General features: G+C 72.1%; 22 protein-coding genes. 7 read left to right on the top strand and 15 right to left on the bottom strand.

Going from position 1 to position 25,372, the window contains the following annotated elements:
• Positions 1-134: 134 nt before the first annotated feature.
• The 4 genes from ABZ570_RS25035 to ABZ570_RS25050 all read right to left on the bottom strand — a co-directional run bounded on the left by ABZ570_RS25035 (position 135) and on the right by ABZ570_RS25050 (position 5,093).
• Positions 135-1,169: a GntG family PLP-dependent aldolase gene (locus tag ABZ570_RS25035; RefSeq protein WP_358068296.1), complete on the bottom strand. Its 1,035-nt coding sequence runs from the start codon at positions 1,167-1,169 to the stop codon at positions 135-137.
• Positions 1,170-1,214: 45 nt separating this feature from the next.
• The gene (locus tag ABZ570_RS25040) at positions 1,215-2,618 is read right to left on the bottom strand and encodes a class II 3-deoxy-7-phosphoheptulonate synthase (protein ID WP_358068299.1); all 1,404 of its coding nucleotides are present in this window, start codon (positions 2,616-2,618) and stop codon (positions 1,215-1,217) included.
• 107 nt (positions 2,619-2,725) lie between these two features.
• Positions 2,726-3,220, bottom strand: a complete 495-nt coding sequence (locus ABZ570_RS25045; RefSeq protein ID WP_358068302.1) for a hypothetical protein — start codon at positions 3,218-3,220, stop codon at positions 2,726-2,728.
• 241 nt (positions 3,221-3,461) lie between these two features.
• Positions 3,462-5,093, bottom strand: coding sequence for a glycosyl hydrolase family 18 protein (locus ABZ570_RS25050; RefSeq protein ID WP_358068305.1), 1,632 nt, complete (start codon positions 5,091-5,093; stop codon positions 3,462-3,464).
• A 144-nt stretch (positions 5,094-5,237) separates the two neighbouring features.
• Between ABZ570_RS25050 and ABZ570_RS25055 the strand changes: the two genes are divergently transcribed.
• Positions 5,238-5,729 carry a glutathione peroxidase gene (locus ABZ570_RS25055; protein ID WP_358068308.1) on the top strand — a complete coding sequence of 164 codons (492 nt, stop codon included), beginning with the start codon at positions 5,238-5,240 and terminating at the stop codon, positions 5,727-5,729.
• 84 nt (positions 5,730-5,813) lie between these two features.
• Positions 5,814-7,106 carry a DUF1343 domain-containing protein gene (locus ABZ570_RS25060; protein WP_358068311.1) on the top strand — a complete coding sequence of 431 codons (1,293 nt, stop codon included), beginning with the start codon at positions 5,814-5,816 and terminating at the stop codon, positions 7,104-7,106.
• A gap of 100 nt (positions 7,107-7,206) precedes the next feature.
• On the opposite strand, the gene ABZ570_RS25065 is transcribed toward ABZ570_RS25060, so the two are convergent.
• The 5 genes from ABZ570_RS25065 to ABZ570_RS25085 form a co-directional block, all read right to left on the bottom strand.
• The gene (locus ABZ570_RS25065) at positions 7,207-8,010 is read right to left on the bottom strand and encodes an SGNH/GDSL hydrolase family protein (protein WP_358068314.1); all 804 of its coding nucleotides are present in this window, start codon (positions 8,008-8,010) and stop codon (positions 7,207-7,209) included.
• A 206-nt stretch (positions 8,011-8,216) separates the two neighbouring features.
• Complete coding sequence (locus ABZ570_RS25070; RefSeq protein ID WP_358068317.1) at positions 8,217-8,651, bottom strand: methyltransferase domain-containing protein; 435 nt, start codon at positions 8,649-8,651, stop codon at positions 8,217-8,219.
• Positions 8,652-8,688: 37 nt separating this feature from the next.
• Positions 8,689-9,507: a pyrroline-5-carboxylate reductase gene (gene proC / locus ABZ570_RS25075; RefSeq protein WP_358068320.1), complete on the bottom strand. Its 819-nt coding sequence runs from the start codon at positions 9,505-9,507 to the stop codon at positions 8,689-8,691.
• 73 nt (positions 9,508-9,580) lie between these two features.
• The gene (locus tag ABZ570_RS25080; RefSeq protein WP_358068371.1) at positions 9,581-10,609 is read right to left on the bottom strand and encodes a 6-phosphofructokinase; all 1,029 of its coding nucleotides are present in this window, start codon (positions 10,607-10,609) and stop codon (positions 9,581-9,583) included.
• Positions 10,610-10,760: 151 nt separating this feature from the next.
• A complete protein-coding gene (locus tag ABZ570_RS25085) occupies positions 10,761-11,270 on the bottom strand; it encodes a polyadenylate-specific 3'-exoribonuclease AS (protein ID WP_358068374.1) in 510 nt (169 codons plus the stop codon).
• Positions 11,271-11,517: 247 nt separating this feature from the next.
• Here ABZ570_RS25085 and ABZ570_RS25090 point away from each other — a divergent pair, with 247 nt between their 5' ends.
• Positions 11,518-12,210: a Crp/Fnr family transcriptional regulator gene (locus tag ABZ570_RS25090; RefSeq protein ID WP_073838866.1), complete on the top strand. Its 693-nt coding sequence runs from the start codon at positions 11,518-11,520 to the stop codon at positions 12,208-12,210.
• Positions 12,211-12,272: 62 nt separating this feature from the next.
• Here the strand turns inward: ABZ570_RS25090 and ABZ570_RS25095 are convergent, their stop codons facing one another.
• Positions 12,273-12,488 (bottom strand): hypothetical protein, encoded by a 216-nt coding sequence (locus ABZ570_RS25095; protein ID WP_358068324.1) that lies wholly within the window; start codon positions 12,486-12,488, stop codon positions 12,273-12,275.
• A gap of 195 nt (positions 12,489-12,683) precedes the next feature.
• Here ABZ570_RS25095 and ABZ570_RS25100 point away from each other — a divergent pair, with 195 nt between their 5' ends.
• Entirely contained in the window at positions 12,684-16,256 is a 3,573-nt protein-coding gene (locus ABZ570_RS25100; RefSeq protein ID WP_358068377.1) for an adenylate/guanylate cyclase domain-containing protein, read from the top strand.
• 49 nt (positions 16,257-16,305) lie between these two features.
• On the opposite strand, the gene ABZ570_RS25105 is transcribed toward ABZ570_RS25100, so the two are convergent.
• Positions 16,306-16,998 (bottom strand): lysophospholipid acyltransferase family protein, encoded by a 693-nt coding sequence (locus ABZ570_RS25105; RefSeq protein ID WP_358068327.1) that lies wholly within the window; start codon positions 16,996-16,998, stop codon positions 16,306-16,308.
• A gap of 960 nt (positions 16,999-17,958) precedes the next feature.
• Here ABZ570_RS25105 and ABZ570_RS25110 point away from each other — a divergent pair.
• The 3 genes from ABZ570_RS25110 (at position 17,959) to ABZ570_RS25120 (ending at position 21,240) form a co-directional block, all read left to right on the top strand.
• Entirely contained in the window at positions 17,959-18,582 is a 624-nt protein-coding gene (locus ABZ570_RS25110; RefSeq protein ID WP_358068330.1) for a hypothetical protein, read from the top strand.
• 241 nt (positions 18,583-18,823) lie between these two features.
• Positions 18,824-19,654, top strand: coding sequence for a DUF308 domain-containing protein (locus tag ABZ570_RS25115; protein ID WP_358068333.1), 831 nt, complete (start codon positions 18,824-18,826; stop codon positions 19,652-19,654).
• Between the two features lie 167 nt (positions 19,655-19,821).
• Entirely contained in the window at positions 19,822-21,240 is a 1,419-nt protein-coding gene (locus tag ABZ570_RS25120) for a trehalose-6-phosphate synthase (RefSeq protein WP_358068336.1), read from the top strand.
• 46 nt (positions 21,241-21,286) lie between these two features.
• On the opposite strand, the gene ABZ570_RS25125 is transcribed toward ABZ570_RS25120, so the two are convergent.
• From ABZ570_RS25125 to ABZ570_RS25140, 4 genes are all read right to left on the bottom strand, one after another.
• Complete coding sequence (locus tag ABZ570_RS25125) at positions 21,287-22,111, bottom strand: alpha/beta hydrolase (RefSeq protein WP_358068339.1); 825 nt, start codon at positions 22,109-22,111, stop codon at positions 21,287-21,289.
• Positions 22,112-22,204: 93 nt separating this feature from the next.
• On the bottom strand, positions 22,205-23,608 hold the full coding sequence (locus ABZ570_RS25130) for an NAD(P)-binding domain-containing protein (RefSeq protein WP_358068342.1): 1,404 nt from the start codon (positions 23,606-23,608) through the stop codon (positions 22,205-22,207).
• A gap of 103 nt (positions 23,609-23,711) precedes the next feature.
• A complete protein-coding gene (locus ABZ570_RS25135) occupies positions 23,712-24,413 on the bottom strand; it encodes an endonuclease/exonuclease/phosphatase family protein (RefSeq protein WP_358068345.1) in 702 nt (233 codons plus the stop codon).
• A gap of 1 nt (position 24,414) precedes the next feature.
• On the bottom strand, positions 24,415-25,371 hold the full coding sequence (locus ABZ570_RS25140) for an ROK family glucokinase (protein WP_358068348.1): 957 nt from the start codon (positions 25,369-25,371) through the stop codon (positions 24,415-24,417).
• Between the last annotated feature and the right edge of the window lies 1 nt (position 25,372).

Consider the following 25,372-nt stretch of genomic DNA (forward strand, 5'->3'; position numbering starts at 1 on the left):
TGCCACCACCGTCCCTGACCTGAGTTTGTGCCCGCCTTTGTGGGTTACCGTTTAAAAACGTCGTTCCCGTCGGGATCCGCGCCGCGGGCGACGCAAACTCCTTGATCAACGAGACTCGGCGCGGGCGGGGGCGGTCAGGCGCGGAGGAGGTGGGTGAGGGTCGCGGCGGCGCGGTCCACGGCTCCGTCGGAGACGTCCAGGTGGGTGACCAGGCGGGCGGTCCGCGGGCCGAGCACCGAGATCAGCACGCCCTCAGCCCGGGCGGCGGCCGCCAGGGCCTTCGCGTCGAGCGGGTGCTTGGTCAGGTCGAGCGGGACGATGTTGGTCCGCACCGGCGTGGCGAGCACCCCGAAGGGGGCGACGGCCTCGGCCAGCCGGGCCGCCTTGGCGTGGTCCTCGGCGAGCCGCTCGACGTGGTGGTCGAGGGCGTACCGGCCGGCGGCGGCGAGAATCCCGACCTGCCGCATGCCGCCACCCATCCGCTTGCGGATCCACCGGGCCCGCTCGATCTTCTCGGCGCTGCCCACCAGCAGGGAGCCGACGGGCGCGCCGAGGCCCTTGGAGAGGCAGACGGACATGGTGTCGAAGAGCGCGCCGTACTCCGCCAGTGGCACCCGGTCGGCGACGTGGGCGTGCCAGATCCGGGCGCCGTCGCAGTGCAGCGCCAGCCCGTGCTCGTCGGCGATCTGCCGCAGCTCGCCCAGGGTCGCGAGGGGGATCACCCCGCCGCCGCCCCGGTTGTGGGTCTGCTCGACGGCGATCGCCCGGGTCGGCACCGCGAAGTAGCCGTCGGGGCGGATCATCCCGGCCACCACCTCCGGGTCGATCTCCGCGCCGACCGCCGGCCAGGTCCGCGACGAGATCCCGCCGTACGCGGCGGCCGCGCCGATCTCGTACGTGACGACGTGCGCGTCGGCGTCACAGAGCAACTCCTCGCCGGGCGGCACGACCAACTGGAGGGCGATCTGGTTGGCCATCGAGCCACTCGGGGCGAACAGCGCCGCCTCGTGCCCGAAGCGGGCGGCGACCTCGGCCTCCAGCGCGACGACGGTCGGGTCCTCGCCGTAGACGTCGTCGCCGACCTCGGCGGTGGCCATCGCCTCCCGCATCCCGGCGGTGGGCCGGGTCACCGTGTCGGAGCGAAGATCAACAAATTCAGTCACAGTCATCCCCTTCGGCTGTCGGCTGCGGCGCTCGCAAGCTCACTCCTCGCGTCAGCCACGGAGCATCTCCGCCACCAGGAAGGCCAGCTCCAGCGACTGCTGAGTGTTCAGGCGCGGGTCGCAGGCGGTCTCGTACCGGTCGGGCAGGTCGAGGTCCTCGATGCCCTGGGCGCCGCCGAGGCACTCGGTGACGTCCTCGCCGGTCAGTTCCACGTGCAGGCCGCCCGGGTGCGTCTCCAGCCCGCGGTGCACCTCGAAGTAGCCGAGCACCTCGTCGACGATCCGGTCGAAGTGCCGGGTCTTGTACCCGTTCGAGGACTCGTGGGTGTTGCCGTGCATCGGGTCGCACTGCCAGACCACCTTGGCGCCGGCCGCGGTGACCTTGGCCACGATCGGCGGCAGGGTGTCCCGGACCCGGTGGTTGCCCATCCGGCTGATCAGGGTGAGCCGGCCGGGGATGTTGTCCGGGTTGAGCTTCTCGCAGAGCTCGATGGCCTCGTCGGGGGTGGTGGTCGGGCCGAGCTTCACGCCGATCGGGTTGGCGATCCGGGAGATGAAGTCGATGTGCGCCCCGTCGAGCTGGCGGGTCCGCTCGCCGATCCAGAGGAAGTGCCCGGACAGGCCGTACGCCCGGTTGCCGGAGATCCGGGTGAGCGCCCGGTCGTACTCCAGCGCCAGCGCCTCGTGGGAGCAGTAGAGGGTGACCGTGCGCAGCGCCTCGTCCTCGGTCATCCCGCAGGCGCGGATGAAGGCGATGGCCCGGTCGATCTCCCGGGCGATCGCCTCGTAGCGCTCGCCGGCCGGCGACTGCCGGACGAAGTCCTTGTTCCAGTCGTGCACCGCGTGCAGGTCGGCCAGCCCGCCGGCGAGGTACGCCCGGAGCATGTTCATCGCGGCGGCCGAGTTGGCGTACGCCCGGATCATGCGCTGCGGGTCGGCAGCCCGCGCCGCCGGCGTGGCCTCCAGCGAGTTGATCATGTCGCCGCGGTAGGCCGGGAGGCCGCGCGCGTCGGTCGGCAGCGACCGGGGCTTGGTGTACTGGCCGGCGACCCGGGCGACCTTGACCACGGGCAGCGACGCGCCGTACGTCAGCACGATCGCCATCTGGAGCAGGGTGCGGGCGTTGGCCAGCAGGTGACTCTCGGTGTTGTCGGCGAAGGTCTCGGCGCAGTCGCCGCCCTGGAGCAGGAACGCCTTGCCCTCGCAGACCAGCGCGAGCCGCTGCCGGAGCTGGTCGACCTCGTAGGGCGCGACCACGGACGGAACCGTGTCGAGCACCTTGCAGACCTCGGCGACCTGGGCCGGGTCCGGCCAGGGCGGGGTCTGCGCGCGGGGCAGCTCCCGCCAGCGGTCCAGGCCGAGGGCAGCGTCCTCGGCGTCGGCGGTCGGGCGACTGGTCCGCAGTTGTGGGCTGCCCACGGCGGGGTGACTCAGCTGATGCCACTCATGGCGCATGGGAGAAAGCGTACGGCGACCGGGGTCGTGGACCGCCGCCGAGGGGGATGGTTCCGGTCGTTGGGAGACCACCGACACATTCCGGGCCGACCGCAGGTCGAGCCGGGTCAGGGGGTGGTGGAGGGCTCCGGGGTGTGGCCGCCCGGCACCTCGGCCGAGATACACCAGTCGGCACCGCTGCGGGTGACCGTGAACAGCAGCGGCCGGCTGGCCTTGCGGGACCCGACGGCGACGGTGATCGCGGTGCTGACCTCCTCACCGTTCGGGCCGGACCGGACGTCGGTGATGGTCGCCTGCGGGACGGTGAAGTGATCGGCGAAGTCGCCGTTGGGGCCGGTGGCGGCGGCGTCGAAGGCGGCCTGCGCGGGCGCGCAGAGCTGGCTGCGGCCGGCGTCGACGTCCTTGGCGGCCATCGCGTCGAGGTACGCCTGCACCCGCTCCCGGCTCTTGGCCGCCGCCTCGTCGGCCGGCGCCCGCTGCGCCAGGCTGGGCACGGCGTCTCCGGTGTCGTCACCACCGGCGAGACCGCAGCCGGTCAGGACGGCCGGCAGGACCGCGAGCAGGGCGGCACCGGCCGCCGTCCTTCGGTGCGTCAGGCCCATCGGTCCCTCCCATCGGCGCGAACATCCGGAGATGCCGAGCGGCGAGTCTGTCATATCGGGGCGGAGTCCGGACCGCCGCGGTGGCCCGGGCCCGTCCATCCTCGCCCCGCCCGCCCCCGGCCGGCCAGGTCGGCGCGCGACCGCGACCAGCCGGCACGGCGGGCCACGGGTCCGGGTACGGCGGGCGGGGAGGGACCGTACGGCCCCTCCCCGCCGGGTGGGTGGTGCGTCGGCCCTCGGCTCAGCCGAGACCGCCCTTGATGGCGCCGATCAGCTCGCCGTTGCTGGTGTCGCCGGAGAGCTCCCAGAAGAACGCGCCACCGAGGCCCTGGTTCTTCACGTACGTCATCTTTCCGCCGATGGTGGACGGGGTGTCGTAGCTCCACCAGTTGCTGCCGCACTTGGCGTACGCGGTGCCGGCGACGGTGCCGGTGGCGGGGCAGCTGTTCTTGAGCACCTTGTAGTCCTCGATGCCCTGCTCGTAGGTGCCGGGCGCCGGGCCGGTGGCGGTGCCGCCCGGGGCGGACTGGGTGACCCCGGTCCAGCCGCGGCCGTAGAAGCCGATGCCGAGCAGCAGCTTGTCGGACGGGATGCCCTTGGACTTGAGCTTCTGGATCGCCGCGTCCGACCAGAAGCCCTGCTGGGGAATGCCGGTGTACGAGGTCAGCGGCGAGTGCGGCGCGGTCGGACCCTGGGCCGCCCAGGCGCCGAAGTAGTCGTACGTCATCGGCATGATCCAGTTGAGGTACGGCGCCGCGCCGGCGTAGTCGGCGGCGTCGATCTTGCCGCCGGTGCTGCCGTCGGCGGTGATCGCCGCGGTGATCAGGAAGCTGGAGCCGAACTTGCTCCGCAGCGCGCCGACCACGTTCTTGAAGGCGTTCGGGCCGCTGCTGTCGCACTGCAGGCCGCAGGCGTTCGGGTACTCCCAGTCGATGTCGATGCCGTCGAAGACGTCCGCCCAGCGCGGGTCCTTGATCAGGGCGTAGCAGGAGTCGGCGAACGCGGCCGGGTTCTGCGCGGCCTGGGTGAAGCCGGCCGACCAGGTCCAACCACCGAACGACCAGATCACCTTGAGGTTGGGGTACATCCGCTTCAACTTGCGGAGCTGGTTGAAGTTGCCGCGCAGCGGCTGGTCCCAGGTGTCGGCGACGCCGTCCACGCTGTCCGCCGCGGTGTACGCCTTGTCGTAGTCGGCGTAGCTGTCACCGATGCTGCACCGGCCGCCGCTGGTGTTGCCGAAGGCGTACAGGATGTGGGTCAGCTTGGCCGCGGACCCGCTGGTGTGGACGTTCTTGACGTGGTAGTTGCGGGCGTAGACGCCCCACTCGGCGAAGTAACCGACCAGCTTCCGGCCGCCGGAAGGCGGCGGCGCCGTGGTGGGCGGGGGCGTCGGCGAGCTGGTCGGCGACGCGGTGGGTGAGGGCGTCGGGGACTTGGTCGGCGAGGCGGTGGGCGAGGTGGTGGGGCCGCCGCCGGAGCAGGAGGCGCCGTTGACGGTGCAGTTCAGCGGCGCCTTGTACGACCCGGTGCCGTTGTAGCCCCAGCTGAAGCTGGCGCCCGGCGCGAGCGGCCCGGCCCAGCTCTTCTTCACCGCGACGTAGTGGTTCCCGCTGCTGGTGACGTCGGCGTCCCAGAAGGTGCTGATGGTGGTGCCGGCGGGCAGGTCGAACTCGACACGCCAGGTGTCCACGCTGGCGCTGGTGCCGTTGGTGACGGTCACCTTCGTCTCGTGACCGGTCCCCCAGTCCTGCACCTTGGCGAAGGTGGCGGTCACGCTGCCCGCGGCGGACGCGGTCGCCATCGGTACCGCCGCGACCGCCAGCGCGACCACGGCACCGGTGGCCCAGAGGGCCCGGCGGAGCGATCTCTTCATCGGCGTCTCCCTAAACAGTTAGGAAACTTTCCAAATTGATTGCAGAGACGCTACTCACGCCGTCATCACTTCGTCAAGATGTAAATGCGTCGATTTACGCCAGCGGCGCGGATCAGGCCCCGGGCCGGCGCGTAGCCTCGCCCCATGAGCGTTTTCGACGTGGAGATCAACGCCCTCACCGGCGGTCCCGCCGACCTCGGGCGGTACCGCGGCCGTGCCCTGCTGGTGGTCAACGTGGCCTCCCGGTGCGGCCTGACCCCGCAGTACGCCGGCCTCCAGGCCCTCGCCGACTCCTACGCCGACCGGGGTCTGACCGTGCTCGGGGTGCCGTGCAACCAGTTCGCCGGCCAGGAGCCCGGCACGGCCGCCGAGATCGAGGAGTTCTGCCAGGTCAACTACGGCGTGACCTTCCCGCTGACGGAGAAGGTCGACGTCAACGGGCCGGGCCGGCACCCGCTCTACGCCGAGTTGGTGTCCACCCCCGACGCCGACGGGCACACCGGCGACGTGCGGTGGAACTTCGAGAAGTTCCTGGTCGCCCCGGACGGCACGGTGGCCGCCCGGTTCGCCCCCCAGGTGGCCCCGGACTCCCCCGAGCTGCGCGCCACGATCGAGAAGGTGCTGCCGACCGGCTGACGCCGGCCCAGCCTGTAGGGAACCTTCCTTGACCGAGCATTGAGACGTAGCTAAGTTTCAATGACCTCGGACGAGGAGGTCCTCATGGAGCGCAGAAAATTCCTGGCCGGCGCGGGCGCGGTCGCCGCGGGCACGGTCGCCGCGGCGGCCCCGGGCACCCCGGGGCAGGCCGTACCCGGCATCAAGCGGGTCGCGACCGGCCTGGACATGCTGGTCGATTCCGGCTTCGCCGCACTGGCCGGCCAGCGGGTGGGGGTGGTGTCCAACCCCACCGGCGTGGATTCGGCGTACCGGCACCTCGTCGACCTGATGCACGCGTCGGGCCGCGTGCAGGTCGTCGCGGCGTTCGGCCCCGAGCACGGATTCCGCGGGTCCGCCCAGGCCGGCGGCAGCGAGGGCACCGGGACGGACGCCCGCACCGGCATCACGGTCTACGACGCGTACGGCGCGAGCCAGGCGAAGTGGGAGAGCCTGCTCACCCAGGCCGCCGTGGACACGGTCGTCTTCGACATCCAGGACGTCGGAGCCCGGTTCTACACCTACATCTGGACGATGTACACCTCCATGGTCGCGGCGGCCCGGGTCGGCAAGCGGTACGTCGTCCTCGACCGGCCCAATCCGGTCGGCGGCCGGGCGTACGGGCCGATGATGACCCCCGCCTACACGTCGGGCGTGGGACTGAAGGAGATCGTCCAGCAGCACGGCATGACCGTCGGCGAACTGGCCCGGCTCTTCAACGCGGAGTTCCTGCCCGCCGACGCCGGACGGTCGGTCGAGCTGGAGGTCGTCCGGTGCAAGCACTGGAAGCGCGACCTGCTCGCCGCCGACACCGACCTGCCCTGGGTGATGCCCAGCCCCAACATGCCCACTCCCGACACCGCGCTGGTCTACCCCGGCACCTGCCTCTTCGAGGGAGTCGCCTCGATCACGGAGGGGCGGGGCACCTGCCGGCCGTTCGAGCTGATCGGCGGGAACGCCAACGACTTCGACCACCACTGGGGGGACCGGCTCAACGCCCGGGGGCTGCCGGGTGTCGAGTTCCGCGAGGCGTACTTCTCGCCGACGTCGGCGGGCCAGAAGCCGGCCCTGCTGAACAAGCTCTGCGCGGGCGTCGAGATCAAGGTCGTCGACCGGGCCGTCTACGACCCCATCCGCACCGCGGTGGCGATGCTGGTGGAGGCGCGCAGGTACCCGGCGTTCGCGTGGCGGTTCGACTCGTACGACGCCGCCCGGCCGTACTGGGTGGACAAGCTGACCGGCTCGCCCCGGCTCCGCACGATGATCGACGCGGGCGCCGAGGTGGACGACGTGGTCGGCGCCTGGGCCGACGAGCTGTCGGGCTTCGAGCAGCGGCGGCGTCCGTACCTGCTCTACTGAACCTGTTTCCTGCCGGCAAGCCCGGGACGCTCTCCTTCCGGGCTCCACGGCGCCCCCGCTCCGGCCGTCAGGCGGACCGGAGCGGGGGGCCGCGCCCCGGTCAGCCGGCGACGGAGCGGAAGACCGGGTAGTAGCCGCCGGACTGCCCCGCGGCCGTCGGGTGGTACGAGATGGTGAGGTTCAGGTAGTTCAAGGCGTGCAGCCACTTCTCGCCGTAGCTGCACAGCTGGTGGCCGACGAAGATCGACCGGACGTCGGCGAACTTGAAGCCGGCCGAGGTGGCCGCCGTCCTGGTGATGTCGTCCAGCAGGTTGATGCCCTCGTTGATCTTCGCGCGGGAGGTCGCACTGAGTCCGACGCAGACCGTGCCGAGCTGGTAGAAGACCGGGTAGCCGACGACCACCACCCGGGCCGAGGGCGCCCGGCTCTTGATGCCGTTGTAGACGTTGGCGAGCTTGCCGGGCAGCTCGGTCCGAGCCTTGTCCTCAGCCGCCTGGACGGCGGCCACGCACTGGCTCTCACCCTGCAGCACGCAGGTGGTCATGATGTTCGAGAAGCCCACGTCGTTGCCACCGACGGTGATGCTGACCAGGGTCGTGGTCGACGACAGCGCGGCGAGCTGGCTGTTGATGACGTCGGCCGTGGTCGCGCCGGAACAGGCCACCGAGCGGTACGAGACCGGCCTGATGTTGGCGTTGTAGAGCGCGGGGTACGCGTTGTTGCTGCGCATGCAGCTTCCGCTCTCCGAGGTGTAGTTGTCGGCGCCGACGCCGGAGGCGTACGAGTCGCCCAATGCTACGTACCGGTCGGTCGCGGCGGCCTGGGCAGGGGCGGCCAGAGCCAGCGTGACGCCGAGCGATGACGCCAGGGTCAGGGCGAGGGTGGCAAGACGGGATCTCCGCACGTCGCACTCCTGGGGGTGGGAAGTGATAGTGGGAGATTGATATCAATAGATTGATCCAGGACGGAAGATCAACGTTTTGCACTCGCTGTCGATAGACCCCTATAGATACAAATCATTACCAGACGGATCTTGGTCGCTGAAGGTTTTCGACAGACGCGTGACCGGCCTCGTGCGACCCGGCGCACGTCACTGTGCCCTTCGGTGGCTCAGGACCGCGGAATGGGTAGTTCCCGAAGCGGATCGCCACCGTCGATGAAGAGCCGGGCACCTGCCTTGGTCGCCACGGCGATACGCTGCAGCACCCGCTGACCAGCCTGGGGGTGTCGCCCGTCGAGGGCGCCAACGCGGACGGCGAACACGATGTCGTACGGCTCTTCGTGTGCCTGCAGGGTGAAGTCTTCGGCCGCGACCTGACGGACGCTCATGCGGCCCGACGTGATCTCGTCTGACGCGACGGCTGCCGCCTGGGCGATGGCGATGGCGGATCTGTCGATGGCCAGGATGTGGCCGGTGGTGAGTCGGGCTGCGACTGCTCGTGCGGCTGCCCCGGGCCCACACCCGATTTCGAGGACGCGGGAGTGTGGCTGGAGGGGCAGCGCGGTGACGATCGCGGCGAGACGGGGCGACAGACGTGCCGGCACCGGTGAAGGATAAGCGGTGAGTACGGGTGGGGCCGGCTCACTCGGCTTGGGCGGCCAGTTCGCGGGCGCGGTCGCGGGCGGCCTCCAGGGCCGCGAGCATGGCCGCGCGTACGCCGTGGTTCTCCAGCTCACGGATGGCGTTGATGGTGGTGCCGGCGGGCGAGGTGACGGCCTCGCGGAGCTTGACCGGGTGTTCGCCGGAGTCGCGGAGCATCACCGCCGAGCCGATCGCGGTCTGCACGATCAGCTCGTGCGCCACCTGGCGGGGCAGGCCGAGCAGGATGCCGGCGTCGATCATGGCCTCGACCAGCAGGTAGAAGTAGGCGGGACCGGAGCCGGAGAGGGCGGTCACCGCGTCCTGCTGGGACTCGGGGACCCGGATGGTGGCGCCGAGCGGCTTGAACATCTCCTCGGCGAGGGCCAGGTGTGCGGCGGTGGCGTGCGCGCCGGCCGAGATGGCGCTCATCGCCTGGTCGACCAGCGCCGGGGTGTTGGTCATCACCCGGACCACCGGGGTGCCCTCCGGCAGGCGCCGGCTGAAGAAGCTGGTGGGCAGGCCGGCACAGAGCGAGATGACGAGCTTGTCGGCCGGCACCTTCGGGCCGACCTCGTCAAGCAGCGCCGCCGCGTCCTGCGGCTTGACCGAGATGGCGAGCACCGCCGCCTCGTCGACCGCGGTGACGTTGTCGACGACCCGGACGCCGTACCGGGCGGTCAGCTCCTCGGCGCGGGCGGGGCGCCGGGCGGTGGCGAGCAGCCGCTCGACCGGCCAGCCGGAGCGGAGCAGCCCGGAGAGCATCAGCTCGCCGATCTTGCCCGCGCCGATCACCGCGACCGTGTGCACCTCGGGTGCCATGACGCCGTACCCCTCTCGATGGCGGCGGGGCGCGGCGGTACCCTCCCGGGCCCACCGCGCCACCGGTCGTCGGTCAGCTGCCGAAGAAGACCTCGGCCTCGGCGTACCGCTCCAGCGGCACGGTCTTCAGCTCCCGGGTGGCCTCAGCGAGGGGGACGCGGACGATGTCCGTGCTCTTCATCGCGACCATCTTGCCCCAGTCGCCCTCGTGCGCCGCGTCGATCGCGTGCAGGCCGAGGCGGGTGGCGAGGACCCGGTCGAAGGCGCTCGGGGTGCCACCGCGCTGGATGTGGCCGAGCACCACGGTGCGGGCCTCCTTGCCGGTCTTCGCCTCCAGTTGCTCGGCGAGCCACTGGCCGATGCCGCCGAGACGGACGTGGCCGAAGGCGTCCAGCTCCTGGGTGTGCAGCACCATCTGGCCCTCGAGCGGGTGGGCGCCCTCGGCGACCACGACGATGGGGGCGTACTGGTGCTGGAAGCGCTTCTCGACGTAGCCGGCGACCTGGTCGACGTCGAACTGCCGCTCGGGCAGCAGGATCACGTTGGCGCCCCCGGCGAGGCCGGCGTGCAGCGCGATCCAGCCGGCGTGCCGGCCCATCACCTCGACCACCAGGGTGCGGTGGTGGCTCTCGGCGGTGGTGTGCAGCCGGTCGATAGCCTCCATGGCGATGTTGACCGCGGTGTCGAAGCCGAAGGTGTAGTCGGTGGCGCCGAGGTCGTTGTCGATGGTCTTCGGCACGCCGACGACCTTGACGTCCAGCTCGTGCAGCTTGGTGGCGACGCCGAGGGTGTCCTCGCCGCCGATGGCGATCAGCGCGTCGACGCCCTGGGCGGCCAGGTTCTCCTTGATCCGCTCGACGCCGTTCTCGATCTTGAACGGGTTGGTCCGCGACGAGCCGAGGATGGTGCCGCCGCGGGGCAGGATGCCCCGGACCTCCGCGATGCCCAGCGGCCTGGACAGGCCCTCCAGGGGGCCCTTCCAGCCGTCCCGGAAGCCCACGAACTCGTGACCGTAGGTGGCGACGCCCTTGCGGACGACCGCCCTAATGACCGCGTTGAGACCAGGACAGTCGCCGCCGCCGGTGAGCACGCCGATACGCATGATCTGCTCATCCTCCTGGAGCATCAGGTCAAGCCCGGATAAGCCCCAGGATATGTGTCAGATCAGACCATCGGCGCCGTTGCCGGCCCGGGGCGGGCCGTCTGAGCGCACTGTAGCCCGCGCGGGTGCCCGACGACACTGCACCCCGGGGCTACCGAGCAGTAGGTTGATCGGTCATCGCCCGCCACCGCGCCAGGTTGTGCCGGGCGTCGACCAGGGCGTCGTGCCGGTCCGCCTCGGCGTCGGGCAGCCTCGGCCGGCCCCGGTCGTCCCAGAGCTGACGCAGCTCCTTGGTGAACCGCGGGATCTCCCGGGGCAGTGCCGGCATCGCCCCCCACAGCTGGGCCAGCACCACGTGGTCGTACGCCGCGTACCAGGCCCACAGCTCGAGCTGCTCGCCCGGCCGGTCCCGCACGGGCTCCAGCAGGAACTCGTACAGGTCGTCGCGGATGCGCTCGCGGGACCGCCAGGCACGGTCGGCCGGGGAGGGAAGCTTGTCGAGCACGTTGCGGCGCACCCAGGGCACGGCCCGGGAGTCGTCGAACTCGGTGGAGACCGCGTAGAACTCGCGGCCGTACTCGTCGACGACGCCGATCGACACCAGGTCGACGATCCGGCCGTCCTCGATGAACTCACAGTCGTAGAAGTAGCGGTAGACCATCCCCGTCATCCTCGCCCACCGTCGCCGGCCGTCGCTCGCCGGGGCGTGCACCGAGGTCGCGGCGCTGCCTGCGGCGCAGCTCGCCACGGTCACGGAAGTGTCTCCGGGGGTGTACAGCACGCGACCGGAGCGTCATGATCTGATGTGTACCGCTACCGGACGCCGAACCGGTTCAGATGCCTCGTGCCGGGAGGCCGGGTTCACCCGGTGAGCGAGTTGTGGTCCTTGACCGGGGAGGGGTTGGGCCGTGGAGGTTCGCCTGCCGGAGCCGGGTGACGCGCTCACGGGCGTGGAGATGTTCGCCGGACTCGAGCCGGAGGTACGACAGCGGGTCATCGCCGCGGCGGTGCCGCGTACGTACCGCAAGGGTCAGTTGCTGTTCGTGGAGAACGACCCGGGCGAGTCGCTCATCGTGCTGCGCCGGGGGGCCGTGGCCGTGTTCCGCACCGCGCCGACCGGCGAGCGGGCCGTGCTGTCGGTGATCCGGCCGCCCGACGTCCTGGGCGAGGTCTCCCTGCTGGACGCCTCGACCCGGTCGGCGTCGGCGGAGGCCATCGAGGACTGCGCGGCCCTGGCGCTGTCCCGCCCGGCGTTCATGGAGCTGGTGCACTCCAACCCGCGCATCCTCGACGCGGTGATGCGTTCGCTCGGCGGGCTGATCCGCCGGCTGACCGAGCAGAACGCCGACCACGTCTTCCTCGACCTGCCCGGCCGGGTGGCCAAGACGCTGGTCCGGCTGGCCGGCGAGAGCCAGGCCCCGATGATCACGATCGAGCTCAACCAGAGCCAGCTCGCCGAGATGGCCGGCGGCTCCCGGCAGAGCGTCAACCAGGCGATCGGCTCGTTCGCCAGCCGGGGCTGGCTGCGTACCGAGGGCCGCCGGATCGTGGTGACCGACGTGGCCGCGCTGCGCCGCCGCGCCGGGATGAACGACCGCTGAACGTGTGACGCGGCCGTGGCGCATCTCGCCACGGCCGCGTCCTCGGGCTCACCCGAGCGGTGTCAGGGGTTGGTGCTGGTCGGCCCCATCCAGTTCGTGGTGGCACCGGTCGGGCCCATCCAGTTGGCGGCCTCGTCGCCACCGCCGGACCCCTCGCTGACGATGCCCTCGGCCTGGAGCGCGGCGAGGGTGGCCGCGTCCACGTCGACGGACTCCCCCGCCGAGTGCGCGACCCCGTCGGCGTCGGTCCAGTCGTTCTCCAGCTTGACGTACACCACGGCGTGTCTCCCTTGATCACGGTCATTCGGTACGTGAATCTAGTCCCTGACCGACCCAGCCGACCGCCCGGACGAGTGTCCACAAGCCAACAGCCTGGTACCCGACAGCATCGGCGGCGGCGATACTCACGGTGGACGCCGCGGGGGCGGCGCCCGACCGGGACCGGTCGGAGGATCCACCAGTGGAGGGGTGTCATCTCCGCGCAGTGTGACCGTTGTGGACGTACCGCCGCCGAAGGCGACCGCTTCTGCGGCGGCTGCGGCGCGGAGCTGGGGGCGGTCTGCCCGCACTGCCTACGCCCGCTCGCCGTCGATGTGGCCTTCTGCACCTCGTGCGGCGTGCCCCGGTCCGACGCCCGGCCGCCGGCCGCGGTGACGCAGGAGGACCGTCGCCGGGTCAGCGTCCTCTTCGTCGACCTGATCGACTTCACGCCGTACGTCGAGCGGACCGACCCGGAGCAGGTCCGCGGCATGCAGACCGGCTTCTTCTCGGCCGCGAAACGGGTGGTCGGGCAGTACGGCGGGGTGGTCGAGAAGTACATCGGCGACGCCGTGATGGCGCTGTTCGGGGCGCCGGTGGCCACCGAGACCGACGCGCTGCGTTGCGTACGAGCCGGGCTGGAGCTGCAACGGGTGCTGACCCGGTTCGCCCCGACCGGCCACGACGGGCTGCGCTTCCGGGTCGGCGTGGCGACCGGCGAGGCGCTGGTGGACGTGGCCGCCGCCCGGCACGGCGGGCAGGCGATCGTCGCCGGCGACGTGGTCAACACCGCCTCCCGGATGCAGTCGGTGGCACCGCCCGGCGGGGTGCTCGTCTGCGGCACCACCCACGCACTGACCAGGGACGCCATCCGCTACGAGGAGCAGCCGCCGGTCACCCTCCGCGGGCGTTCCACCCCCACCGAGGTCTGGCTGGCCCTGGCCCCGGTACGCCGGCAGCCGACCGACCGGGAGCCGGACACCACCCCACTGATCGACCGCGAGCACGAGTTGGGCCTGCTGGTCAACGCCCTGCACCGGTCGCTGCGGGACCGGCTGCCCCAGGTCGTGACCGTCTTCGGTCGGGCCGGCATCGGCAAGAGCCGCTTGGTCCGCGAGCTCTACCGGCACGCCCTGCGGCTGGTCGACGAGCCGCTGACCTGGCGTACCGGGCGATGCCCGCCGTTCGGCGAGAACGTCACCTTCGCGGCGCTGGCCGACGTCGTGAAGACCGAGGCCGGCATCCTCGACACCGACCCGGCGTCGACCGCGGCGCAGCGGCTCGCCGCGGCCGTCACCGAACTGGTCGGCCCGGCCGAGCGGGACCGGATCGTCGACGCGCTGCGGCCGCTGGTCGGGCTGGCCGGCGCCGCGCTGCCCGCCGAGGAGGCCGAGTCGGCGTGGCGACGATTCCTGCTGGCGCTGGCCGCCCGACGCCCCACCGTGCTGGTCTTCGAGGACCTGCACTGGGCCGACGACGCGATGCTGCGCTTCGTCGAGTTGCTCGGCGCGGCTGCCCGCGAGGTGCCGCTGCTGCTGCTCTGCACCGCCCGCCCGGAGCTGGTCGACCGGGACCCGACCTGGGCGGGGACCATCACCGGCTCGGTCACCATCACCCTGCCCCCGCTGCGGGACACCGGCATCGCCTCGCTCTACGCGCACATGTTCGGTCAGGCCGCGTTCCCCGCCGAGATGCTCACGCCGCTGGTCGAGGTCGCCGGCGGCAACCCGCTCTACGCCCACGAGTACGTCCGGATGCTCATCGAGCAGGGCGCGCTGCGCCGGTCCGGGCGCGGCTGGTCGTTGGAGAAGCACCTCGACCTGCCCATGCCGGAGAGCGTGCACGCGGTGATCGCGAACCGGGTCGACCTGCTCGACGCCAAGGACCGGGCCGTGCTGCTGGCCGCCTCGGTGGTGGGCGTGCAGTTCTGGCCGGGCGCGGTGGCCGCCGCGCTGGGCCAGCCGGTCGAGTCGGTGGAGCGCGCCCTGCGCCGGCTGGAGCAGCGTGACTTCGTGCACGAGCAGGCGGCGTCCACGATGGCCGGGCAGCCGGAGTTCCGCTTCCGGCACGTCCTGGTCCGGGACGTCTGCTACCAGCGGCTGCCGCGCACCGAACGGGTGGCCCGACACGAGCGGACCGCGGACTGGCTGGACGCGCTGTCGCAAAGCCGCGACACCGACCTGGCCGAGGTGCTCGCGCACCACCGGTGGGCGGCCCACGAGATCGCCCGCACGCTGGGGCTGGACACCCACCGCTACGCCGGCCCGGCCCGCGCCGCGCTGCACCGGGCGGCCCGCCGGGCGTACGCCCTGCACGGGCTGGACGCGGCGGCCGCCCATGCCGGCCGGGCGCTGAGCCTGGCCGACGACAGCGACCCGGTCGGCCGGCTGCAACTGGAGCTGCTGAGCACCGAGATCTCGTTCTACCGGGACGGCAACGCGTTCCTCTCCGGCGGCGGGCCCGAGCAGCTGCACGCGCTCGCCGACCGGCTGCTCGCGCACCGCGACGAGGCCTGCGCCGCCCGCGCCTGGACCCTGCTCGGCCAGGCGGCCTGGCTGCGCGCCGACCGGGGCGCGGCGGTGGCCTGCCTCGGCCGGGCGGTGGAACTGTTCGAGCCGCTGCCGGACAGCGCCCAGAAGGCGGACGCGTACGCCGAGCTGGGCCGGCTGCACATGCTCAACTACGAGCGGGACGCGGCGGTCGCCGCGGCGGAGACGGCCGCCGGGATCGGCGAGCGGCTCGGGCTCGTCGAGATCAACGTCAATGCGCGGATCACCGCGGCGACCGCCCGCTACCAGGCCGGCGACCGGTCCGGGCTGGACGAGCTGCACGCGCTGGTCGAGGCCAGCCGGGCCCAGCAGTTGCTGGCGCTGCCCCGGGCCCTGCAGAACCTGGGGTTCGCGCTCAACGAGGAGGGCGACTGCCTGCGCTCCGACGCGCTGATGGCCACCGCCCCGGCGGCGAAGGGCAGCGGCCAGACCCTGGCCACCAGCTATTCGGCCGAGGCGATGCGGGCGTACTTCGCCGGGGACTTCGCCCGGTTGATCGCCGCCGCCGACGCGTTCGTGGACACTCCGACCGGCGGCTGGGACATGCAGGTCCGCGGGCTGCGCTCGTGCCTGCTGGTGCTCCGCGGCCAGCCGGTGCCCCCGGCGTCCCGGTCGGCCCCCGCCGGGCGGGACGGCACCGCGCCGGAGGCGCCCCGGCACCGGGACGACGTGGCGGCAGCGCTGGACACCGCCCGCCGCAGCGGCTTCCATCGGCCGCACTGGACCATGCTCGGCATGGCCGCGCTCTGCCGCGCCCTGCAGGGGCGTACGGACGAGGCGGCGGAGCTGGTCGACGAGCTGGCCGACTCGTGGTCGGCGGTGCCCGCGCTGGCCAGCGGCGAGTGGATCGCCGTGTCGGCGTACGCGGCGGCCCTGGCCGGCCGGGACGCGGCGGTGCGGGTCCGGGCGATGCTGGACCGGGTCGGGCATCGGACGCCCTGGTCGGAGGCGGCGCTGCGGACGGTGACCGCGGCCCTCGCGGCGGCGGACGGCGACCACCGGCGGGCCGGCGAGCTTCACCTGGCGGCCGCGGAGATCTACGGCCGGATCCCGAACGTGACCGACCGGATGCTGGCCCTCGCCCTGGCCACGGCCGAGCTGGACCTGGCCGGCGATCGCGCGGCGATCACCGCGCCGCTGGCCGAGGTACGCGCCTTCGCCCAGCGCAACGAGGCGCCGGGCCTGCTCGCGCTGGCCCGCCGGCCGGTGCCCGACACCGGTCCCGCGGTCGCCTGCTGACCCGCGTGACCGGGTGGGTGCTGTCCGGCGTCGTCGCGGCGGCCGGACGTCAGGCGGGGAGCGCCTGCGCCGGCCGGCTCTTCACCTTCTGCGCGTACCTGTCGACGTACTCGCGGCCGGAGAGCTCCATCAGCTCGTACATGATCTCGTCGGTGACGGCCCGCTCGACGAACCGGTCGCCGGTCATCCCGGCGTAGCGGGAGAAGTCCAGCGGCGCGCCGAAACGGATCCGGACCCGCTTGATGTTGGGGACGAGCTGGCCGGGCGGCTGGATCTCGTCGGCGTTGAGCATCGCCATCGGCACCACCGGCGCGCCGCTCTCCAGGGCGAGCCGGGCCACCCCGGTCTTGCCCCGGTAGAGCCGGCCGTCGGGCGAGCGGGTGCCCTCGGGGTAGATGCCGGCGATCCCGCCGGCCCGCAGCACCTCGAGCTGGGTGTCCAGCGCGGCGCGGGCGGCCTGCCCGCCGGACCGGTCGACGGGGATGGTGCCGGAGCCGACGAAGAACATCTTCGTCAGCCAGCCCTTGATCCCCTTACCGGTGAAGTACTCCGCTTTGGCGATGAATGTGACTTTTCGCTTGACGACGAGCGGGGTGAAGATCGAGTCGGAGAAGGAGAGGTGGTTGCTGGCCAGGATGACCGGGCCGGTCTCCGGGACGTGCTCGAGCCCCTCGACCTGCGGGCGGAAGATCAGCCTCAGCAGCGGGCCGAGGATGATGTACTTCAGCAGCCAGTACAGCACCGGAGTCCTTCCAGGCAGAGACGCTGACCAACACGGCCACCGGGCTATCCGGCGCGGGCCGCCGGGGCTCCCCCGACGTCCGGGGCGCCGTCGGCGAGCGGGACTGTCGGCACAGAGCCTACGAACCAAGTGCGGCACGCCACAACCACTCCCAGAACCGGTCTCAACTTGTCCCGGTGCCACCTTTATGGACCCAGAGCCCTGGTCAGGCGACACCCGCCAGCATCGGAGCGGCCCTTCGCCAGCGACCTCGTCGGGTCTTGCCGAAGCCAGCACCATGCTGTCCGATGCATCAATGAGCGTCCTGTCCAGCGGTTATTGCGTCGACAGTTGGTTCGACTGGGCCACCCCGGAAGGTCGTAGCCACTTCGATGCACGGGGAGCTCGGACCTGCCAATCAGAAGGTCGGCGGCATGTACGGCCCGGACAACAACACGAGCAGTTACCAGTACACCGACGGACCCGGAAGCGACATCTCAATCAACACCATTAACGTCAACTTCAACACGAGCACAAACTGCTCAATCAGATGGTGGAAGATCAACTCCTCCGGCACGTGGAGTGAGTTCTCGGGAGGAAGCCCCACCAGCAGCGCCTGTTGATCGGCGCCCGTCCAGCACCTTCGTGCCAGCTAGAAAGAGGTTCGCGTGAGCACGCTCTTTCGCCGGCGTTCGACCTACTTCATCCTGACTGCGAGCGCCCTCTCCGCAGCGGTCCTCACAGGCTTGGCACTCCAGACCAAGCCCCGCGTTCCAAAGCTCAATCCCGCCGCCGCAGCAGCAGCGGACGAACGCCTACAAGAGCTGTCGGAGATCATCGGTGGAAGCGCCCGCCAGCGTCGAGCGGGCGAGATCCTCCAATACCGACTAGTACAGGACCAAGTCACATCCTGCATGAAGAGCAACGGCTGGGACTACACCGCCCTTCATCGATATGTATGCCGGCAGGGATCGGCTCATCATGGGCACGGGGGCCGGAAGGTGGCTCGCGCCACTGCGAGCTGACTCGCTGGGCGTCGCTGAGCAGCACCAGCGCCTAGCCCCGTTTGCCAACGACGATGCACCCAATCCTGGCTTTGAACGGCTCGACGCCAAACAGCAGGGCGACTATCTGGCAAGCCTTTCCAGGTGTTCCCCCCGAGTCGCCGTTGACGTCAACTTCCCCCAATCTTCACATGAACTCAATGACAAGTTCCTGGACATGATCGCCTCATTGGAGCGAGAGCCGGAGGTTGCCGAAGTCGCAAAGCAGTATGAACCGTGCATGCGGGACGCTGCCGCTCCGGCGAGCGATTATGAGGACCTGATTACCAAGATCCAGGAGACGGTGGGACAGGCCGCTCCGGGGGAGGCGGCGCCTCGAGGCGCGAAATGGGAGGCGGCAGTTGCCAAGGAAAGGGCAGCCGCGGCTGCGGACGCCCACTGCCGCAAGCCGATCCGCATCATCGCCCTTCAGAACGCCGGCCCCGTAATTCAACAGTTCGCTACCGATCACGCGACCGAACTCGTGCAAGTGCAAAAGGATTGGGACGCTTTGGTGGTTCAGGCCAGCCAGTACCCGGAGGGCAAGACTCACCTCAGGTGAACCTGTCATGAGGAGAAGCCCGCAGCCCAAGCCAATCCCCTCACGGCATCGCGGGCCGCCGTTCGGGCTCATCATGGCCCGGCCGGTATGAGGCCATGCCACGACCAGCGGCAGGCTCCGACTCCGTACGCCGCGCCACAAGACACTCCCGGAAACCACACCTGGCGTGTCACGATTCAGGGCACGGCGTACGGAGCGTCGGATCGGGACGCACCGACGGGTGCGGCGAGGAGGGTGTCCGGTGTCAGCGGGTGGGGCCCGCCGGGGGCGGCGGGACAACGGGCTCGACGCGGCCGAGTACGCGGTCGCGGGCGACGTCGATCCGCGCGTCGGCGAACACCTGCTCGACGTGCTCGCCGCCGGCGGCATCGCCGCGTACCTGCAACCCAGCGCCGACCTGAACCCGGTGACCCGCACCACGACCGTGCCGTCCCGCCCGGTCGACCGGCTCTACGTCGACCGCTCCCACCTGACCACCGCCCGGGACTACCTCACCCAACTCGCCGACGAGGACGCCAAGGAGCCGAATCGGGACGAGCCGGATGTCGAGGCCGAGTGGGCGAAGATCGTGGCCGGTTTCCACACCGCGCCGACGGCCGGGAGCCGCCCGTGGCCGGCCGCCGAGGACGTCGACGACTCCGTCGACCCGGCCGGGGCGGGCACCGGCGGCCGCGCCGAGGAGACCACCGCCCCCACCGCCACCGACGTGCGGCGCCTGCCGTACGCGGCGGACGTCTCCGGGATCTCGGTCAACCGCGGCACGCCCGACGAGCCCTCGCTCCTGGACGGGCTGGACACCTTCGGCGCCGACCTGCCCGACGACGAGGGGCACTACACCCCGCCACCGCCGCCCCCGCTGCCACGCTTCTCCAAGTACGCGGTGATCGGCGTGCTCTGCATCGTGGTCGGGTTCGTGCTCTTCCTCTCCCCCGCCGTGCTGCCGGTCACCGACCCGTCGGTGGTGACGCTGCTCGGCGTCACCGGCATCCTGGCCGGCTTCGTGACGCTGATCTGGCGGCTGCGTCCCGGCGACTCCGACGAGGACGACCCGGACGACGGCGCCGTCGTCTGACCCGCCCCGCCCACCGCCCGCATCGCAGGACAGCCGCCCAGCCGGGCCGACTCTGTAACAGTGGTGTAACTTACGGTCAGTAGGAATACGTGCGTCACTTCCCGCACCGGCTGTCCGGGTTGTCCGTCGCTCCGGTGGTCGGTCCTCGGCTGATCGGAATGCCCGAGATGCGACAGAGTCCCCTCGTGGTGGTGGCCAACCGCCTGCCCATCGACGACAGTGTGGCGCCCGACGGCGCCTTCGAGTGGCGCCGCAGCCCCGGCGGCCTGGTGAGCGCCCTGCACCCGCTGGTCCGGCACACCCCGGCCGCCTGGGTCGGCTGGGCCGGCGACATCGGTCCCGCACCGCGTCTACCCGACGTGGACGGCGTCCGGATGCACGCGGTGCCGTTCGACGGCGACGACCTCCGCGACCACTACGAGGGCTTCGCCAACGCCACCCTCTGGCCGCTCTACCACGACGCGGTCGAGCAGCCCGAGTACCACCGCCGCTGGTGGGAGGCGTACCAGCGGGTCAACCAGCGGTTCGCCGAGGCCGCCGCGGCGACGGCCGAGCCGGACGGCGTGGTCTGGGTGCAGGACTACCACCTGCAACTGGTCCCGGGGCTGCTCCGGGAACTCCGTCCCGACCTGCGGATCGGCTTCTTCCTGCACGTGCCGTTCCCGCCGCCCGAGCTGTTCATGCAGCTTCCCCGCCGGGGCGAGCTGCTGCGCGGCATGCTCGGCGCCGACCTGATCGGCTTCCAGCGGGCCCAGGCCGCGCACAACTTCGCCCAACTGGCGGCCAAGGTGCTCGGGCTGCCCGCCACCGACCGGCGGATCGGCGTCGGCGAGCGGGTGGTCCGGATCGGCGCCTTCCCGATCTCCATCGACGCCGCCGAGATGGCCGCGCTCGCCGCCCGGCCCGAGGTCGCCGACCGTGCCCGCCGGCTCCGCGAGGACCTCGGCTCCCCCGAGCGGGTCATCCTCAGCGTCGACCGGATGGACTACACCAAGGGCATCGAGCAGCGGCTCAAGGCGTACCGCGAGCTGCTGGCCAGCGGCGACGTCAAGGTGCGGGACACCGTGCTGATCCAGGTCGCGGTGCCCAGCCGGGACCGGGTCGCGCAGTACCAGGTCCTCCGCGACCGGGTGGAGCACCAGGTCGGCCGGATCAACGGCGAGTTCGGCCGGGTCGGCGAGCCGGCCATCCACTACCTCACCCAGCCGTTCGACCGGGCCGAGCTGGTCGCCCTCTACCGCGTCGCCGACGTGATGGCGGTGACCCCGCTGCGCGACGGGATGAACCTGGTCGCCAAGGAGTACGTCGCCGCCCGGGCGGACGACACCGGGGCGCTGCTGCTCAGCGAGTTCGCCGGCGCCGCCGCCGAGCTGGAGCAGGCGTACCTGGTCAACCCGCACGACCTGGACGGGCTCAAGCAGGGTCTGCTGGCGGCGCTGCGCGCCAGGCCGGAGGACGTCGCCGCGCGGATGCGGGCGATGCGCGAGCACCTGCGCCGCAACGACATCCATTCCTGGGCGCGGTCGTACCTGAGCGCTCTGGACGAGAGCGGCTCGCTGCTGCGCCGGCTCGCCACGACCGACTGACCCCGGCGGCGGCCTCTCACCCTGCGGTCTCTCACCCGGCGGGCGGTCACCCGGCGGCCGGCGCCGGGTTCTTCTCCAGCCAGTCGAGGATCGCGTCGATCGGCTCCCGCCAGCGGGCGTCGAGCATCAGGTCGTGGCCCATGCCGGGAAAGAGCAGCGGGGCCGAGGCGTACCGGCGGGCGGCCCGCGCCAGCGCGGCCGGTGGCACCACCCGGTCGTCCGGGCTGCCCAGCACCAGCACCGGCGGGCGGCCCACCGCCGGCTCCGGCTGCCGCCCGGTGAGCAGCTGCCACTGCGCCCGCCGGCTCGCCCGGCCCAGCCGCGCGGCGTACCGGCGGGCCTCCCCGTCGGGCAGCTCCCGGCTGAACAGCTGCCGGCGGGACAGCCGCAGCCGACCGCCGAAGACCGCCGGCAGGGTGCCGGCGGGATTGCGGCGCAGCGCCGTGCCGAACGTCGCCCAACCGCCGAACACCGGCGCCACCAGCACCGCCGCCCGGGCCGGATAGCGGGCCAGGGCGTGCGCCACCACCCGGGCGCCGGCCCCGTGCCCCACCAGCACCGCCTGCCGCGGCAGGCCCGCCGCCGCCTGGACCACGTCATGGGTGTACGACCGCAGCGTCGCCTCCGGTGCCGGCGCGCTGCCGCCGTGCCCGCGCAGGCTCAGCGCGTACGCCGGGAAGCCGCGGGACGCGGCGTGCCCCAGCCAGTGCTCAGCGAACGCCCACGCCCCGTGCCCGAACCCGGGCACGAAGAGCAGCGGCGGCTTCGCCCCGTCCAGCTCGGGCACCTCGGCCAGCACCTCGCGCCGGGCCGGGCGCTCCGGGCGGGCCCATTCCCACGAGCGGACGACCCGGACCCGCTCTCTGCTCACTGTGCCGACCTTTCGTTCGCGACTGCGGGGCTCCGCTCCGCTGCACTCCTCGCGCTCACCGGGCCGGCCTTCCGATGGCGAAGTTCGGGGTGGTCACTTGCCCTCCAGGTCGTAGAGGGCGCGCTGGAGCGCGCGCAGGTAGTCGACGTGCCCGACCTCGAACCAGTGCCGGGTGCTGTCCTTGACCTTCGCCGCGTACCGCTCGCCCAGACCGGCGACCACCTTGCGGTCGAAGGCGGCGGCCCGCTCCGGCCGGGTGGCGCGCAGGGCGAGCAGCCGGGCGAAGAGCACGCTCTGCCAGTGCGCGATGGGGAAGAGCCCGGAGTCCGGCTGCACCAGGCCGATCACGGCCAGCGTGGGATGGCCGGCGGTGAAGGCGTTCAGCCAGAGCCGGGGGCGGCCGGTGCCCTCCGCGTCGCCGAGCACCTTCCCGTCGAGGAACTCGAAGCGGGGCAGGTAGCCGGTGGCGAAGACGACCAGCTCGGGGTCGATCTCCCGCCCGTCGGCCAGCGCCACCGTGCGGTCGTGGAACCGGGCCACGTCCGGCACCGGGGTGATCTGCCCGTGGCCGACGTGGTAGACGAGCTGGCTGTTGGCGATCGGGTGGGTCTCGTAGACCCGGTGGTCCGGCCGGGGCAGGCCGAAGCGGGTCAGGTCGCCGACGGTCAGCCGCAGCGTCCGGTGGTAGAGCCACTGCCGCAGCCGCAGCGGCACCCGCAGCGCGAGCAGGGTGTCGTTGACCTGGTCGGTCGGGCGGCCGAAGACGTACTTCGGGGCGTACCAGTAGCCGCGGCGGGCCGAGTGCCAGCAGCGGGACGCCTGCTGGGCCGCCTCGACCGCGATGTCGCAGCCGGTGTTGCCGGCGCCGACCACCAGCACCCGCTTGCCGCGCAGCTGCGCCGGGTCCTTGTAGGACGAGGCGTGCATGACCTCGCCGCGGTACTCCTCCAGCCCCTCGTAGCGGGGCAGCTTCGGCGACCAGTTGTGTCCGTTGGCGAGCACCACCGCCGCGTACCGGGAGGTGCGTTCCGGGCCGTAGCCGCCGGTGCTGCGGGTGGTGACGTCCCACCGGTCGCCCTCGACCGGCTCCACCCGGACCACCTCCGTGCCGAACCAGACGTGCTGGCGCAGATCGAAGTGGTCGGCGTAACGCTCGAAGTAGGACAGCAGCTGGGCGTGGTGCGGGTAGTCGGGCCAGTCGTCCGGCATCGGGAAGTCGGGGAACTGGGTGAATGGCCGGGACGAGATGAGGTGGGTGCTGGCGTACACCGGGCTGCGGTCGTGCCGCCAGTTCCACGCGCCGCCGACGCCCGTCTCCCGCTCGTAGCAGTCGACGCCGAAGCCGTGCTCGCGAAGGTTCTTCACAGCGGTGAGGCCGCTGGCGCCGGCGCCGATGACGCAGACCGTCTCGCCCCGGTCGGAGACCGGGCGACCGTCCCGGGTCAGGGCGCCCGTCGGCTCCGCGTCAGGGCGGCCGAGGTCGGTGGAGGAGGACACCGGAGAAATCTCCTTTGTGCGGCACGTGTGCCGGGTCGGTGCGAAATCCTGCCGAGAATGCCCGCCGTTGTCCAGCCCGACGCGGCGAGTGCCGGCCGGTGGCTCACGGGGCGGCGGGCAGCAGCAGGTCGGCCAGGATCGGGAGGTGGTCGCTGGCCCGGCGGCTCCGCGGCGTGTCCACCACGTCGTACTCGACGACGCCGATCCGCGGATCGACGAAGAGGGCGTCGATGCGCCGGCGCGGGCCGGCGCACGGGAAGGTGTGCCAGTCGGCCCGGCCCGCGGCGACCGCGGCGTCGGTCAGTCCCTCGGCGACGGTCCGCCACGCCGACCCGTCCGGCCCCTCGTTGAGGTCGGCACCGGCCACCACCGGCAACGTCGCCGCGGCCAGCTCCCGCTTGAACGCGCTCGCCTGGACCGGCCGCTCGGTCGGGTCGGTGGACAGGTGGGAGCCGGCCAGCAGGAACCGGACGCCACCCACCAGGCACTCGGCGTACGCGGCGCCGCGCAGGTGCCGCCCCGGGGTCAGCGGGTAGCGCTGGCACCGGGCGGCGAGCACCCGCACCCGCAGGCTGGTCAGCAGCAGATTGCCCAGCGCGGGCAGGCCGCCGGCCGCCACCACCAGCCCGAACGAGTCGGCCAGTGCGGCGCACTTCTGCCGCCAGCGGAACCGCCGCGGCCCCTCCTGGACGATCACCACGTCCGGGGCGGCCACCCGGACCACCTCGGCGAGCGCGGCGCTGTCGTCCCGCTGGCCGTGGATGTTGTACGACACCACCCGCAGCGGTACGCCCGGGCCGGCCACCTCAGATCCGCCGGGCGAGGTCGGCGGCACCGATGACGCCGGCCGCGTTGCCCAGCTCGGCCGGGCGCACCTCGGCGACGGCGAGGCGACTGCGCTGGGCCAGCGCGTCCCGGTACGACCGCCGGGTCGGGCCCATCAGCAGGTCGCCGGCCTCCACCACACCGCCGCCGACGACCAGCACCTGCGGGTCGAGGATCTGCGCCAGGTCCGCGAGGCTGGTGCCGAGCCAGCGGCCGACCTGAGCGAACGCCTCGGCGGAGACCGGGTCGCCGCCCTGCGCGGCGGCGGTCACCATCGGCCCGGTGATCCCCTCTGCCTCGCCGCCGGCCAGCTCCAGCAGGGCGGTGGCCCGGTGCGGTTCCTGGCGGGCGGCGGCGCGGGCGAAGCGGACCAGGGCGCTGCCGCTGGCGTACTGCTCGATGCAGCCCAGCCGGCCGCAGCCGCACTGGTGGCCGTCTGGCACGGTGAGCATGTGCCCGAGTTCGGCGGCGATGCCGTTGGCCCCGCGGACCAGCTCGCCGCCGAGCACGATGCCACCGCCGACGCCGGTGCCGATGGTGAACATGACCATCGAGTCCTCGGCGTCGCGGCCCGCGCCGTGGCGGAACTCCGCCCAGGCGGCCACGTTCCCGTCGTTCTCCACGATCACCGGCAGGCCGACGGCCCGGCTGACGTACGCGCGCAGCGGCTCGTCCCGCCAGGCCAGGTTGGGGGCGAAGAGCACGGTGGAGCGGGTGGCGTCGATCCAGCCGGCCGCGCCGATGCCGACCGCCTGGACCAGCCGACCGGTGGCCAGCTCGGTGACCACCTCGATGATGACGTCCCGGGTCTTGGCCACGTCGTCGGCGGGGGTGTCCCGTCGGGCGTGCACGAGAACCCGGCCGGTGTCGTCCACGACACCGCCGGCCACCTTCGTGCCACCGACGTCGACTCCGATGGTCAGCGTCACCGCTGCCACT

The sequence above is a fragment of the Micromonospora sp. NPDC007271 genome, assembly GCF_040634005.1.
GTDB lineage: Bacteria > Actinomycetota > Actinomycetes > Mycobacteriales > Micromonosporaceae > Micromonospora.